Raw genomic sequence first — 13,527 nt, forward strand, 5'->3', positions numbered from 1 at the left:
ATCAATTTGAAAAAGTTGATGCCTGAATTGAAATGATTAGAGGCTATGTATTACTTACTTGCTTTATATCCAAGTTGCTCCAGCCATTTTACAGTAAGTAAAGGCCACGTATTAAGCATCTCATCCTTGGGTGCCATTCCATAGCCATGTCCTCCATGGTTATAGATATGAAGTTCAGCAGGAATATCAAATTTTCGGAGAGCTTCGTGGAATAGCAATGAATTATCAAGAGGCACTGCCTTGTCATCTCTTGAGTGAATCAGAAATACCGGAGGCGTTTGCTTGTCAACTCTGTTCTGCGTAGACAACGAATCAATCATTAAAGGTTCAGGATTTTTTCCTAACAACATTTCACGGCTATACTGATGTGCGAAAGGATCACTGAGTGTGATTACAGGGTAAACTAGTATTGAAAACGCAGGCCTCGAATTGAACTGTTCAAGAATATCTTTAGCATCTTTATTTTCTTTAAGGTGCATGGTGGTGGCCATAGAAGCAAGATGACCGCCAGCGGAGAAACCAAGTATACCCACCTTTTCAGGATTTATATTCCATTGCTGCGCCCTGCTTTTTATAATTCGAATCGCAGTTGTTACATCGTTGTATTGATCTGGAAATCTCGCTCCGGACTGGTCACTAACATTTAACCTGTAACGTAAAACAAAAGCATGAAAACCAAAGCTGTTGTAGTATTTTGCTACGTCTATGCCCTCATGCTGGTCTGCGAGTGCAGTGTAAGCACCACCAGGGCAAATAAGAATCGTAACATCACGCGCAGTAGCCCCTTTGGCAGGAGAGAAGTACTCCATGTAGGGTGCTTCTGCGATTTTATTCACCCCGCCTACCCTTAGATTTTTGTTGGGATGAAGATTAATCTTTTGCTGCGCGCGAGAAGGGATTGTCATTGCAATCAAAATTATGAAGTAAAGGCTTTTCATGGTATGAGGTAAAGAAAGAGCAGGTAATATAAAAGAAAGAAATAAAAAAGCCGTCCTGTTGTCGGGACGGCTTTGCTCCTCCTCTAGGGCTTGAACCTAGGACCCCCTGATTAACAGTCAGGTGCTCTAACCAGCTGAGCTAAGGAGGAATTTGGAGGTGCAATATTAAGTGCGCGTAACTTAATTGCCAAAACTTACGCAGTTTTATTTGCTGTTTTTTTCAAAAAAAAATTCAGCAGCACACTTACCAAACATTCTCTAAATCCTTCTTTTTATAAGAATGGTTTCTGGAAACAAATAATGAATCTGAGTTTTTGCTCTTCAAGAAAAGTGAATCTCTCGTAAAGACCCTGGAAACGAACGCAATAGGCATTAAGAATCCAAAATAAATTACACTCAGCAAAATTCTTGAGTTCGTCCATCCCAATACTAAGGCGAGTTTTATCCACAACCATTCAATTGCTTTTGCAGCTAAAGGTATTAGAACAGAAAGCACTCCTATTACTAAAGCTATCTTTCCAAGTAAGTCAATCTTGAAAATCAGGGATAAGGCTAGAAATCCTGTAACAATTACAAGGATTGTTTTAAAACGTTCTTGTGGTTGCATAGTCAAGTTGATGGTGATAGATTATCTAAAAATTCTGTGCCTCAACCAGCACTTTTGTCTGTCTTAATCGCATTAGATATAGTCCTCGTAAGACAATTTGGCTTGTTTAGTTTCATAACCATTCATTTTTAAGTCATTTTGTCTTTCTTTTTCACCCGGCATACTTTTCCCTTATAAGCCACTAAAATTGATGTTAAACCTTAAAAAATATTAGTTATGAGCTTAGTTCGTTATTCAACCTTAAATGATTTCGTTCCTACAACATTCAACAATTTAATTGACCGTTTCTTTAACGAGTCACTTTCTCGCTCTGGTGGTTCAGCTTACTCTTTCGTACCAAGAGTAGATATTGTTGAAAATGCTACTGCGTATGAAATACATGTTGCTGTTCCGGGAATGAACAAAGAAGACTTTAAACTTGATCTTAATGATAACTATCTAACCGTGAGCGGTGAGCGCAAGTTTAAAAAAGAGCAATCTGATAAGAACTTCCATGCAATAGAAACACAGTATGGTACTTTCAGCCGTTCTTTTGCCTTACCGGAACATGTAGATGCTTCTAAGATTACCGCAAAATATGAAAATGGCATTCTGGAAGTAGTTATTCCAAAAGATGAAAAGAAAACTTTGAAGACAACAATTAAAGTTAACTAATCAGGTTAACAGTTAAAGATAGGTTTAGGTTAGGGACAAGCGTGCCGGCAATGCCGGTGCGCTTTTTTTATATACTTGGGATAGATCATTTATCCAAAATATCGGTTAACTTTCTGTTATAACTTTCTTTTATGAGGCGTTCTGTTCTTCTTATTCTGCTGGTTGCTGTAGTTGCTTCTATCGGAGGAATTGTTGGCTCTATTATCACACTACGTTTTCTTAACAACGATACAGGTAACTACAACTCTATATCAGAACGTCAACAACTAGTGCTTACTGCAAATAGAATTGATAGTTCTTTTAGAGTACCAAAAGGTCTTGACTTTCTAAATGCCGCGAAGGAAGTTACTTCAGGTGTAGTTCATATTAGAACTGCTTATGGAGCAGGAGAGTTTAGCCTTAATCCCTTGCAAACCTTTGAGCATCCTGTTCATTCATCAGGTTCTGGAGTTATTATTTCAGATGATGGTTATATAGCTACTAACAACCACGTAATTGAAGATGCAACAAATATTGAAGTTGTAATGAATAACAACCTTCGTTTCTATGCTAAGGTAGTAGGTACAGACCCCAGCACAGATCTTGCTCTTCTAAAAATAAAATCCAGGAATCTCCCTTTTGTTCGCTATGGCGATTCAGACAGAGTAGTTCCAGGGGAGTGGGTGCTTGCGATCGGAAATCCGTTTGACTTAAACTCAACAGTAACTGCAGGTATTGTAAGCGCCAAGGCAAGAAACATAGGTATTCTTCGGGATAGAAATAATTATCAGATAGAATCATTTATTCAAACTGACGCTGCAGTTAACCCAGGAAATAGTGGTGGCGCATTGGTGAATCTCAAAGGAGAGTTGGTTGGTATCAACACAGCTATTGCTACTTCAACTGGAAGCTATCAAGGCTACTCTTTTGCAATCCCGGTAAGTATCGTAAAAAAAGTTATGGACGATCTCTTGGAGTTTGGTAAAGTACAGCGCGGACTGTTAGGGATTGAGATTGCAGATGTAAATGCATTAATAGCTGAAAGTTTTAATCTTCCTGTTAACCAGGGTGTACTCGTCAATGGCGTTCGTGACGAAAGTGCAGCTGAAGAGGCAGGTCTAAAACCTGGAGATGTAATTATAGGTATTGATGAACACCCAGTAAGCTCTGTTTCTGAACTGCAGGAGTGGGTGGCTAGGAATCGACCTGGTGAACATATTAAAGTGACATTTATTCGAAACGGCAAGGAAGAGCAAGTAAATGCCAAATTAAAAAACAGTGAAGGCAAAGATGTGTTAGAGAAGAAGGAGATAAGTCACTCAATTGCAGGCGCAGATTTTGAAGATGTACCGTATCGTGAGCTTGCCAAACTTATGCTTGAGGGCGGTGTAAGAGTAAAAAACCTGGAAGAAGGAAAATGGCAAAAGTCGGGCATGAGAGAAGGATTTGTTATTTCTCATGTGGATAAAGTGCCCGTAGATAACGTTGAAGATCTTAATCGTATTCTTGAATATAAAAAAGGTGGCATCCTTATAGAAGGTGTTTATGCTAGTGGGCAAAAAGGCACATACGGCCTTGAGTGGTAAATGAGAGCTATAGAGTTACTTGCAAATTTTGCTTCATAAGAATCGCCTTAGAATTTTTATCTTGCAGAGATGAAGGTTCTTAAGAAGGTTTTTAAAGTACTATTGATCACACTGCTCTCAATACTTGTTGCGGTCATTTTACTCGCTGTGTTTTCTATTGCCCCTGTAAATCGTACGGAAGCCAATCAAGATCCCTCTTATGACTTGATGCTTCAACGACTTGATAGTCTTAAAAAAGAATTTCGTACAACTTCTGCCCGTCATCAACTTCATGTAGGATACAGCAAAGTGAACATCACGCCATCAACTCCAATGTCTACTGCGGGCTATGGTAAGCGAAAGCTCGCCAGGTTCAATGCAGTTCTTGATTCTATTTATATTCGTACATTGGTAATTGATAATGGTAGTCAGCGTGTTGCAATTGTAAGTGCTGACTTGCTCATACTGCCTCCAACAGTAACAGCAATACTTCCGGCAAAGCTTAAACCTCTTGGATTTAGTTTGAACAATACGTACCTCGGCGCAATTCATTCACACAATAGTATTGGACATTGGGGTAAAGGAGCAACCCAATTTATTTACGGAAAGTATGATAATGATGTAGTAGAGATGTTAGCGGAGCAGATAGCTGAGAGTATAAGACGTGCATCGTCTAATATGCTTCCTTCCACATTTTATGTAAATAAAATAGCCATTCCGGAAGCAGTAGACAACAGGTTAATTAAAGATGGAAAGACAGATCCGTATTTACGCGCAGTAGAAATTCACAGAAGTGATAGTAGCAAGCTTTTGTTTTTGTCTTACACTGCGCATGCCACCTGTTTGTTTTCAAGAGACCTCGAGCTGTCACGAGACTATCCCGGGGCACTTGTCGATAAATTTGAAAGGAACGGTTATAAATTTACAATGTTCATGGCAGGCGCAGTAGCAAGTCATCGTGCTAACCCTCCTAAGTTTGGTGAAGTATGTATTGAATGGATGGCGGATCAGTTACAGGCTAAGTATATGGAGTCGAGAGACAAGCTAACTGAAGTTCATGATTCTACAATTGCAATGATTCATTTGCCTATTACTTTAGGAGAGCCTCAGGTTAAAATAACTCCAGAACTTAAAGTGAGAGCGTGGTTATTCAGAAGAGCTTTTGGGGAGTATCCTGCTTTTATAAATGTTCTCAAGTTAGGAGATCTTGTGTTGCTCGGCACGCCTTGCGATTATTCAGGTGAATTTAATCCAAGGCTGGATTCTCTCGGCCAACAACTTTCAAAAAACGTAATAGTAACAAGCTTCAATGGAGGTTACATTGGATATCTCACTCCGGAACAGTATTATGACGTCGATCATTACGAAACCCAACTCATGAACTGGTATCCCCCAGGAACAGGTGAATACCTTACTGAGTGTTTATCACGCCTGCTTTCTATTGTTAGTAACTCTAACTGATTTCCAATTTAGAAATTTCTCCTTCGGTACGGTGGGCTTCAAATCTTGTGATAATGATTTTACATAGTGATTGACGCAACGCACCCAGGCAAACGGCTTGCGCTTGTTGAGATAATTCACATCGTATTCATTATTAAATGCTTCAAGTTCAAAAGGATTGTAGCGATAAGCAATATAGTGACAATGTCCCTTCGCTCTGGCTACTAGGTAGAAGAATGCATAGAAGAGCCAATGGAAAATAAACAGCATTTCGACTTGCTGCCAGAAATGAATTTTCTCATGGCGCACCAATGTTACCTCGTCATCGTCTTGCCGACTGATCCATATAAAGATGAAAAAAGATAAACCTGTATAGTAGTTGAAGATCTTTTTGTTAGTGTAGATTTTATAGGGTAACATATCCACTAATTAACGCAAGAATCTCCGTTTTAAGTTCTTTCAGCATGTAAATTAACAACAGAACAATGGGATAAATATTACCTCAAATATTATTACTTAGGCGGGCTGTAAGAGGAGAATAATTTAACTTTTTAGATTCTTTTTATACTTAATTCCCAAAATTATCACTATGCCATTTAACAACGCAGAAAAACTGTTGGTAGCAATAATGGGAACATCATTTCTCAGCACACCGTACCATATCCATAACGATATCCCGACAAAAAGAATTAATAGATAAAATAGAGATAAGTCTTCAGCTTTTTTGTTTTTTATAAGCTTTATAAGCTGCGGTAGGAGTGAAATCGATGTGCAAATACCGGCAGCGAGACCAATAATTTCTGTATGATTATTAAACACTGTTTAAATTAGATGAAAGAAAAAAGCGTGCCTTTTCTATTGTTGTTTATCTGATTCTCTCAATGAGTATAACTTCTGGCAATTATTGCAGTAAAATGTTCTTCGCTGAGTCTTGCCGATATGCGTATTAAAAGCAGGAAGATTGCATCGCTTACACTTCTTTTTAGAATAAATAAGCCAGTGTTTTTTTAGTTGAAATAGTTTTTTCCATTCGAAAAAGTCAAAACTATAGTTTCTGGCCTCAGATATTAGTTCGGTTAATTTTCTTGGTGGTAAATCTTGTATTGTGTTCTCAGGGTGAACCCGATCCTGTAGAGCACCTCATTCTTGATAATATTGCCAACTCCTGAAAATATGTTTTGATCTAGCAGGGCATCACACACATTCAGCTCAGGATTGTTCTTCAGCTTTTTTCTGGCTTTGCGCTCGCTCCATTCGTCATTCATCACGTCTGCTGACCAATCGTAGACCTGATCCAGATCATCTTCTATCAGCCTAACTGCAGTTGAATAAAAATTTAATTCGTCCCCATTTTCAAGTTGGAGACATAGGCGGGGCGTTGCGTTTTTGCGCTCGTTGACGCGGTAGCTTCCAAACATTAAAAAATGGATTCGTATTGAAACATCTCTTAATTCTATGAGGAAATGTTTACCCCAACTACGAAAAGCCTTAATCTTTTTCCCTGAAATTTTACTAAAGTCAATTTTCGATGATCCGGAAGCAATTTCAATCCTTTTACCCTTATATGCATTTAATTCTTCCCGAAGAATAACCAAAGACGGACCTTCCATAAATAGTTTTAATATCTATAACAGCAATAAATTATATACCTTACTATATGATCTATCATGTTACAGAAGCATTTTCCTGGGAAGAATATTCACGAAAGGATCACTATAAGCCTGAGAATTTCGGAAAAGAAGGGTTTATTCATTGTTGCTATCGCGAACAATTAAATGGTGTACTTGACCGGTATTTCAAAAATAAAGTTAATCTGGTTGTTCTCTTTATCGATGAGAATTTACTGCAACCTGAAGTTAAGTTAGAAGAAGGACCGACTAAGGAGCTATTTCCTCATGTATACGGACTTATAAATAAAGAGGCAGTTGTAAAGGTAGAAAGGATTAGCTGATAATGAAAAAAGCCGCTCCAGAATCTGTAGCGGCTAATCTCCAACATAAAGTAAACCCAAAAAAATCTAACAAACAATCAACCTTAAAATCTTCCTAATTTTCGAACATTGCTTTTGCGAATTCGAAATTGTATATGATTAAAAACATCAATGGCAAGACCTATAGCAGTGCAGGCGCCGATAAAAGTAATGAACGGTGCATACGAGTAATTCTTCGTTAAACCATCAACACCGGCATATAACATAGTAACTACAGCAATAATAGCGAGGAGTAATACAGTTAAATTCTTCATGATAACCTGCAAATGACTATACAATATTAGTTAAAGCTTATTTAAGATTTTTTAAAGCTTAACGTTGAAACATGACATTGTAAGGTAATTATCTATTAAAAAATTACCGGACCAGCTATATCGCGCTGCATATTGTTAAAAGCAAATACGTTGGCCCAATCAATAGCTTAAAGGCCTTAAAATGTTTTGTTATAAATATTAAAAAGTAATTGATTTTTCTAATAGACATTTCGGCTGGTCGACTTAACTAGATAGCGACAGCAAGATCAACTTTAATCAATAGACATGTGAATAACTTCTAAGTTGGCAGGATACGCCAATAGGCATCGAATGAAGACTAGGCAATAGCATTCGCCGAGTAACATAAGGGTTGTAATAGGATGAGTTGCGTTGGATAGGAGATGTGCTGTAATTGCACATTAGTTTCCCAACTCCTATTAATTCATCTGTAAAGAGAACTCCTGACTAATAAGCCTTTTGATTTCATCCCGGCTCAGCGGCTTATTGAAGTAGTATTTAATGCCCATCTCTTTAGTTTTCTGGATATCCTTTGGATCTGCAGATGAAGTAAGAATCACAATAGTGATAAGATGCTTATTAGGAAGATCCATAGCTAGAAAAGCTTCGAAGAATTCATAACCGTTCATGATCGGCATATTCAAGTCAAGGAATATGATATCAGGCTTTTGCATTTCTCCTGTCTTACACTTTTCCAGCAGCTCCAATGCTTGTTTGCCATTTGATGCGAAATGAATTTCATTAGCAAGCCCCAATGAAGCAATGGTTTTCTCGCTTAAGAAATTAAAGATCTTGTCGTCATCAATCAACAGTATGTTTTTCTTCATAAAGCTCTCTCTGTTTTCACGATTAAAGATAAATTCTTTACCAGGAAATCAAACATAAATAATGCCTTAAGTTTGTACATATCCAAAGAATTTGGTGGCATAATTTTTTCTAACATTTTAGGCCAAATTCTTACTTGGTCGGGCAAATGTCTAATTGTAAATAGGAGACTAATAGCGGGCTTCGATTCCAAAAACTTCATCAAAAAATTGCTCTAACGAGCTTGCCCTCTGTTTTGGGAAACCTGGTTCCTCTAGTGCTACCCAATAATCATCAGAATCTTTAACTTTTGTAATGATATAGGTCATTTCATCGCTATAAGCACGAACTGATTTCGCTCCTTCCTGAAAGTGACTTAAAGTTTCATTAATTAGATCAAGATGTTCTTGCATTGCGTAAAATTAAGTGATTATGTTGAAATGGATACTAATTAAACTCATTTTTTGCAGTTGCTTAATGAATTAAAGCGTCTAAAGATTCCCTGATATTATCTAGTGATAAAAGGTGTCTATCGAGAAAATAAACCACTATTTAATCCTTTAGGCCTTTTGCCAATCTAAGAAGAAATTTTTAAACAGTAAATAAGATGAAGAAGAACGTAATGTTAGTAGTATTCATGGTTGTTGCAGTATTCGGTTTCGCGCAGCATGGGAGAAGAGATGCATCAAATCGTGTAGCAGGTGTTTCAGAAAGAATGCAAACAGTTATGACATTGAATGAGGAGCAATATGCTTCGGTAAAAAAGATAAACACCAAATATTTTGGTGAGACAAAGCAGCTACGTGCAGATTCAACCTTGAGCAGGGAAGAGAAGAAGAATCGGATGAAAAAGATTCAAAACGACAAGGAAGCAGAGTTAAAGGCTGTAGTTACTGACGAACAATTCAACAAGTGGGAAACATATAAAGAAAATAGTAAAAAACGTAGAGCAACAAAGTCAGGAAGAAAGGGTGAAGAACTACGCAGATTTGACCTTGATGAGCTGTCACTCTCCGATGATCAGCAGAAAAAGTTTGAGGAGGCAAATAAGGAATTCTTTGCTAAGCATAAAGCAATAAGGGAAGACGTTAAGTTAACGGATGAACAAAAGAAAACGGCAAGGCGTGAATTGAAAACGCAGCACGATGCTAAAATTAAATCCATATTGACAGATGCTCAATACCAAAAGTGGCTCGAAAGTAAAGCAGATCGCAAAAAACATAGAAGAAAGAAATAGTGAAGATGAAGAAAGGTTTTCTCGACAAGAAAACCTTTTTTATATCTGCTTCATGAAGGTAGTTACCCGGTTCCATTAATTACGTTCTCCGGGCAGAGTATGTAACACTTGCGGAGAAAGGAATCTTTAGAGCAACGTTCTCTTTTTCTAAATAAGCAGGAGTATAATGTCTAAAAATACTTTACGCAGCAGTCCTGTAAATAAACATTCATTAATTCTAATTGTATAATTAAACTTTTTCTGTGAGTTTAACGTCGTTTAATTACCACTGAATTATTATGTAACCGCTAATCACGCAAGAAGTGGTATTAAATATCATTGGTAATTGTATTAATTTGCCCTGCTTCTTATGCGCAAAATTGTATTTATAGGGATTCTATTATCGGTCGCGCACGTCTGTTTTAGTCAACATCACAATTATACCATTAGGAATTACAAGGCAATTGATGGGTTGCCACAGTCGCAGGTAAATGTAATGCTTGAAGATAAGAACGGATACTTGTGGATTGGAACAGAAGGAGGAGGTTTGGCGCGGTTTGATGGCCGCGAGTTTAAGGTATATACTACGTTAGATGGCCTTTTAAGTAACATTGTAAGTTCTCTTACACTGGACAGACATGAAAATTTATGGATTGTCCACCCAAGAGGTATCACGAAATTTAATGGAATTCAATTCAAAACTTTTGAGCAACCTGGGTCCGCTTCAAACGCTAAATGGATAAGGCGGGCTTTTGAAATAAAGGATTCCTTATTTTTTATTTCCGCTCCAGGTTTTCTAGGCAAAATTTATGATGACTCTGCCTATTATTGGTCCAAACCATTTAAGTCTGATATTTTAATTGGCTACAGCCATCTTACTCCTGAAAACGAGATTTTACTTTACCTGAGTGATAGTACGTTTGTAACTAAACCAAACAATAGTCTTCCTTTTGGATATAATAACAAGTTTAAAAAGATATTCAACCTCTTTAACTACAAGAACGACGTTTGCATAAAAACTGATAGTGGTTACTTCACCGTAGATGTAAAGAAAGGAAGTTATAATAAGGTTCAGCTCGGCATTAAGCATTTCATACTATTTTATGACAGTATAAACGATGTTTTCTATACCAGAAACGGTGATCTTTTACTGAAAGAAAAACTGACAGATGATGGGATAGACATAGACACTATTTTACAAGACGTTAGTGTAAGGCAAGTACTTGTAGATTCAGAAAACAATACATGGTTTGCCTCAGATGGAGAGGGACTTTTTAAATACTTTGTCCAGGACTTTGATAAATGCAGTTCTAAAAATATCACTGGTGTTTCAGCAGTATTTAAAGATTCTGATGGAGCTAAGTGGATCGGGACCAGGAACCGAGGGCTTTGGAAGATCAAGAAGGGAAAAGTCTCATCTTTTATAGATAAGCATAATGACCATAGAAATGCAATATGGAGTATTACTGAATCACCGGAAGGACAGATATGGGTCGCTACCACTGCAGGACTGGGGAAGTACAACAAACAAGAGAATAAATTTACATGGCTCACAACAACACATGGACTTTCAAATGCTACCATTTTTGCGCTTGACATAGATGAAAGAGGAGGCCTTTGGATAGGTACCAATAGCGGTGGCGTTAATTATTTGTATAATAATAGATTTACTACTTATACCATTAAACAGGGATTAAGTACAAATACTGTAAACTGTATATATTACTCGCAGCGTTACAAAAAACTATTTATTGGAAATGAGTTTGGCGTAAATTCTATTGGCAATGGAACAGTTGAAAATTTACAGCTAAGAGGTTTAGACAACACCTCCATACTTTCAATCAATTCATATCGAGACTCCTTGCTGCTGATAGGATCTGGTGGCGCTGGTATAGCCATTTATAATCCAGCTACAAAATCCAATACAGTAATAACAACGCATCACGGTCTGATTTCGGACTTTGTCTATTTTGTTGTGTCTGATGAAAACGACAACCTATGGATAGGTACAGAGAAAGGAATCACTCAATTGAAGCTCAACAATGAACTTGAGATAACTAACAATCTTCATTATGACTACGAAAACGGGTTAACAGGTGTTGAAACCAATCAAAATGCATTCTATATCAGTCCTAATGAAAAATACTTTGGGTTGATAGACGGATTGTATAAGTATAATAATTTTCAAAACGATCATAAACTATACGATTTACATTTAACAGACATACAAATCCAATACGGACAATACTCAGCAAGAGATTATGCTGATAATCTGGTAGGCTTTTTTAAGATTCCTCAGAATCTCCAATTGCCTCCTGATAAAAATCATATTACATTCTCCTTCAATAGAGTCGATAAACGTTACCCTAAATCTATTAAGTTCAGGTATCTACTCCAGAATTTCGATAAAACGTGGTCACAGCCCTCATGGAATAATCGCGTCACTTACAGTAACCTTCCTCCAGGAGACTATGTTTTGCATGTTCAGTCAACCGATAATAGGGGAAGATGGGACGCCAATCCGCTCACCTATGCTTTTACCATAAAGGCACCATTTTATCAGACTGCTTCGTTTATAGTTGGATCAATTATTTTCCTCGGTGGGTTAATAACCTTAGCACTGTATTTAAGAGTGAAGCAGCGCGTAAACAAAGTTATGATGCTGGAACGGATTCGCGCTAAGGAACAGGAAACACTTCGAAAAGAAATTGCGAGAGACTTCCATGACGAAATGGGCAATCAGCTAACAAGAATAATAAACTATGTAAGTCTTTTGAAACTCAATGGACTTGAAAATGGAGTTGATGTTCATAATGATCTTTATACAAAAGTGGAAGACTCTGCTAAATACCTGTATACTGGCACTAGGGATTTCATTTGGTCAATAGACCCGGGTAACGATGAGCTATCAAAACTCTTTATTCATATAAGAGATTTTGGTGAAAAATTATTTGAAGAAAAGAGTATTCAGTTCAGGGCTTTTAACGAAGTAAAAGAAAAGGTAAAACTGCCGTATGGTTTCAGCAGAGAGGCTAATCTTATCTTTAAAGAGGCCATGACCAATGCCTTTAAATATTCAAACGCAGCCAATGTTGCGCTTTACCTAAGAAGGACCGACAGTGAGTTCGAGATGATTTTCGAAGACGATGGGATAGGTTTTTATACCGGTGATATACCAAAATTGAACGGTCTTAAAAATATTCGCGAAAGAGCCAACAGAATCAATGCGGTTTTACGTATACAAAGTGAAAGAAATAAAGGAACTAGAATAATACTCGGTTTTAAGCTTAATAAAACATTAAAATATGGCCTTGCCCTTTAAAAAAAGAGTCTTGATTGTTGAGGACGATCAGGAGATTCGTAATAGCTTCAGCTTGATTGTAAACAGTTCGCAAAAATTTATGGTAGTGAACAGTTATGGGAATTGTGAAGATGCTATAGAGAACATTAATAAAGATAAGCCGGAAATCATTTTAATGGACATTGAACTTCCGGGAATGAATGGCATACAGGGAACTAAAATAATTAAGGAGAAGAGCCCTCATACGGACATTATTATGGTTACTGTTTATGAAGACAGTGAGCTTGTTTTTGAAGCTCTAAAAGCTGGTGCTTCAGGTTATATTACAAAGAGCGCTAACTACATGGAGTTGCTTTCTGCCCTTGATGAAATTGTAAAAGGCGGAGCACCTATGAGCAGCAGAATAGCAAGAATGGTTATAGACAATTTCCATGTTAATCCTAACTCACCATTAACAAAGAGAGAAACAGAAATTCTTCAGTTAATTTCAGAGGGTAAAACATATACGCAGATATCTGAAGAGCTTTTTATATCAAAAGAAACGGCGAAAACACACATTAAGAATATCTATTCAAAACTTCAGGTCAATTCTAAATCTGAAGCAATCGCAAAAGCAAATTTGGAGAAGCTTATATAATATTTGAATGCGTAAAACTAAATGACAGGTAGCGTTGAGTGTATTAAAATCATTCAAAATGGGTGATAGAGAAATGAGTAACTTAACTAAAACTTTGTGATCTGTTCCTTCATCATACGAGTAG

The 13,527-nt window shown here is 37.2% G+C and carries 15 protein-coding genes and 1 tRNA gene; 7 read left to right on the forward strand and 9 right to left on the reverse strand.

Translation table 11 applies throughout. The features are described from left to right. Positions 1–50 precede the first annotated feature (50 nt). The 3 genes from KK060_RS11835 to KK060_RS11845 form a co-directional block, all read right to left on the reverse strand. On the reverse strand, positions 51–938 hold the full coding sequence (locus KK060_RS11835) for an alpha/beta hydrolase (protein WP_254153944.1): 888 nt from the start codon (positions 936–938) through the stop codon (positions 51–53). 75 nt (positions 939–1,013) lie between these two features. Continuing rightward, a tRNA-Asn gene (locus tag KK060_RS11840) sits at positions 1,014–1,087 on the reverse strand. 95 nt (positions 1,088–1,182) lie between these two features. Next, entirely contained in the window at positions 1,183–1,545 is a 363-nt protein-coding gene (locus KK060_RS11845; RefSeq protein ID WP_254153945.1) for a hypothetical protein, read from the reverse strand. A 216-nt stretch (positions 1,546–1,761) separates the two neighbouring features. On the opposite strand from KK060_RS11845, the gene KK060_RS11850 reads away from it, so the two are divergent. From KK060_RS11850 to KK060_RS11860, 3 genes are all read left to right on the forward strand, one after another. Then, positions 1,762–2,199 carry an Hsp20/alpha crystallin family protein gene (locus tag KK060_RS11850; protein ID WP_254153946.1) on the forward strand — a complete coding sequence of 146 codons (438 nt, stop codon included), beginning with the start codon at positions 1,762–1,764 and terminating at the stop codon, positions 2,197–2,199. A gap of 131 nt (positions 2,200–2,330) precedes the next feature. Beyond that, positions 2,331–3,764 (forward strand): trypsin-like peptidase domain-containing protein, encoded by a 1,434-nt coding sequence (locus KK060_RS11855; RefSeq protein ID WP_254153947.1) that lies wholly within the window; start codon positions 2,331–2,333, stop codon positions 3,762–3,764. 69 nt (positions 3,765–3,833) lie between these two features. Continuing rightward, entirely contained in the window at positions 3,834–5,204 is a 1,371-nt protein-coding gene (locus tag KK060_RS11860; protein WP_254153948.1) for a neutral/alkaline non-lysosomal ceramidase N-terminal domain-containing protein, read from the forward strand. Here the strand turns inward: KK060_RS11860 and KK060_RS11865 are convergent. The 3 genes from KK060_RS11865 to KK060_RS11875 form a co-directional block, all read right to left on the reverse strand. After that, positions 5,169–5,603, reverse strand: coding sequence for a hypothetical protein (locus KK060_RS11865; RefSeq protein ID WP_254153949.1), 435 nt, complete (start codon positions 5,601–5,603; stop codon positions 5,169–5,171). The genes KK060_RS11860 and KK060_RS11865 overlap by 36 nt on opposite strands. Before the next feature lie 123 nt (positions 5,604–5,726). Beyond that, positions 5,727–6,002 (reverse strand): SemiSWEET family sugar transporter, encoded by a 276-nt coding sequence (locus KK060_RS11870; protein WP_254153950.1) that lies wholly within the window; start codon positions 6,000–6,002, stop codon positions 5,727–5,729. Positions 6,003–6,259: 257 nt separating this feature from the next. After that, positions 6,260–6,793 (reverse strand): DNA-formamidopyrimidine glycosylase family protein, encoded by a 534-nt coding sequence (locus KK060_RS11875; RefSeq protein WP_254153951.1) that lies wholly within the window; start codon positions 6,791–6,793, stop codon positions 6,260–6,262. A gap of 47 nt (positions 6,794–6,840) precedes the next feature. Here KK060_RS11875 and KK060_RS11880 point away from each other — a divergent pair, with 47 nt between their 5' ends. After that, the gene (locus tag KK060_RS11880) at positions 6,841–7,134 is read left to right on the forward strand and encodes a DUF952 domain-containing protein (protein ID WP_254153952.1); all 294 of its coding nucleotides are present in this window, start codon (positions 6,841–6,843) and stop codon (positions 7,132–7,134) included. A gap of 83 nt (positions 7,135–7,217) precedes the next feature. Here the strand turns inward: KK060_RS11880 and KK060_RS11885 are convergent, their stop codons facing one another. The 3 genes from KK060_RS11885 to KK060_RS11895 form a co-directional block, all read right to left on the reverse strand. Then, entirely contained in the window at positions 7,218–7,427 is a 210-nt protein-coding gene (locus KK060_RS11885) for a hypothetical protein (RefSeq protein ID WP_254153953.1), read from the reverse strand. A gap of 437 nt (positions 7,428–7,864) precedes the next feature. Then, positions 7,865–8,272, reverse strand: a complete 408-nt coding sequence (locus KK060_RS11890) for a response regulator (protein ID WP_254153954.1) — start codon at positions 8,270–8,272, stop codon at positions 7,865–7,867. Positions 8,273–8,440: 168 nt separating this feature from the next. Further along, positions 8,441–8,662 carry a hypothetical protein gene (locus KK060_RS11895; protein ID WP_254153955.1) on the reverse strand — a complete coding sequence of 74 codons (222 nt, stop codon included), beginning with the start codon at positions 8,660–8,662 and terminating at the stop codon, positions 8,441–8,443. Positions 8,663–8,856: 194 nt separating this feature from the next. Between KK060_RS11895 and KK060_RS11900 the strand changes: the two genes are divergently transcribed. From KK060_RS11900 to KK060_RS11910, 3 genes are all read left to right on the forward strand, one after another. Continuing rightward, the gene (locus KK060_RS11900) at positions 8,857–9,486 is read left to right on the forward strand and encodes a DUF4890 domain-containing protein (RefSeq protein WP_254153956.1); all 630 of its coding nucleotides are present in this window, start codon (positions 8,857–8,859) and stop codon (positions 9,484–9,486) included. Positions 9,487–9,835: 349 nt separating this feature from the next. Continuing rightward, positions 9,836–12,787, forward strand: coding sequence for a ligand-binding sensor domain-containing protein (locus KK060_RS11905; RefSeq protein ID WP_254153957.1), 2,952 nt, complete (start codon positions 9,836–9,838; stop codon positions 12,785–12,787). Then, positions 12,771–13,403, forward strand: a complete 633-nt coding sequence (locus KK060_RS11910; protein WP_254153958.1) for a response regulator transcription factor — start codon at positions 12,771–12,773, stop codon at positions 13,401–13,403. The genes KK060_RS11905 and KK060_RS11910 overlap by 17 nt, the downstream gene beginning before the upstream one ends. Positions 13,404–13,527: the final 124 nt, after the last annotated feature.

Source organism: Chryseosolibacter indicum (genome assembly GCF_018598585.1).
Classification (GTDB): domain Bacteria; phylum Bacteroidota; class Bacteroidia; order Cytophagales; family Cyclobacteriaceae; genus Chryseosolibacter; species Chryseosolibacter indicus.

Bases quoted from the DNA above. Each gene is read 5' to 3' on its own strand.
- KK060_RS11835 (WP_254153944.1), bottom strand. From the start codon at position 938: ATGAAAAGCCTTTACTTCATAATTTTGATTGCAATGACAATCCCTTCT.
- KK060_RS11845 (WP_254153945.1), bottom strand. From the start codon at position 1,545: ATGCAACCACAAGAACGTTTTAAAACAATCCTTGTAATTGTTACAGGA.
- KK060_RS11850 (WP_254153946.1), top strand. From the start codon at position 1,762: ATGAGCTTAGTTCGTTATTCAACCTTAAATGATTTCGTTCCTACAACA.
- KK060_RS11855 (WP_254153947.1), top strand. From the start codon at position 2,331: ATGAGGCGTTCTGTTCTTCTTATTCTGCTGGTTGCTGTAGTTGCTTCT.
- KK060_RS11860 (WP_254153948.1), top strand. From the start codon at position 3,834: ATGAAGGTTCTTAAGAAGGTTTTTAAAGTACTATTGATCACACTGCTC.
- KK060_RS11865 (WP_254153949.1), bottom strand. From the start codon at position 5,603: ATGTTACCCTATAAAATCTACACTAACAAAAAGATCTTCAACTACTAT.
- KK060_RS11875 (WP_254153951.1), bottom strand. From the start codon at position 6,793: ATGGAAGGTCCGTCTTTGGTTATTCTTCGGGAAGAATTAAATGCATAT.
- KK060_RS11880 (WP_254153952.1), top strand. From the start codon at position 6,841: ATGATCTATCATGTTACAGAAGCATTTTCCTGGGAAGAATATTCACGA.
- KK060_RS11885 (WP_254153953.1), bottom strand. From the start codon at position 7,427: ATGAAGAATTTAACTGTATTACTCCTCGCTATTATTGCTGTAGTTACT.
- KK060_RS11890 (WP_254153954.1), bottom strand. From the start codon at position 8,272: ATGAAGAAAAACATACTGTTGATTGATGACGACAAGATCTTTAATTTC.
- KK060_RS11895 (WP_254153955.1), bottom strand. From the start codon at position 8,662: ATGCAAGAACATCTTGATCTAATTAATGAAACTTTAAGTCACTTTCAG.
- KK060_RS11900 (WP_254153956.1), top strand. From the start codon at position 8,857: ATGAAGAAGAACGTAATGTTAGTAGTATTCATGGTTGTTGCAGTATTC.
- KK060_RS11905 (WP_254153957.1), top strand. From the start codon at position 9,836: ATGCGCAAAATTGTATTTATAGGGATTCTATTATCGGTCGCGCACGTC.
- KK060_RS11910 (WP_254153958.1), top strand. From the start codon at position 12,771: ATGGCCTTGCCCTTTAAAAAAAGAGTCTTGATTGTTGAGGACGATCAG.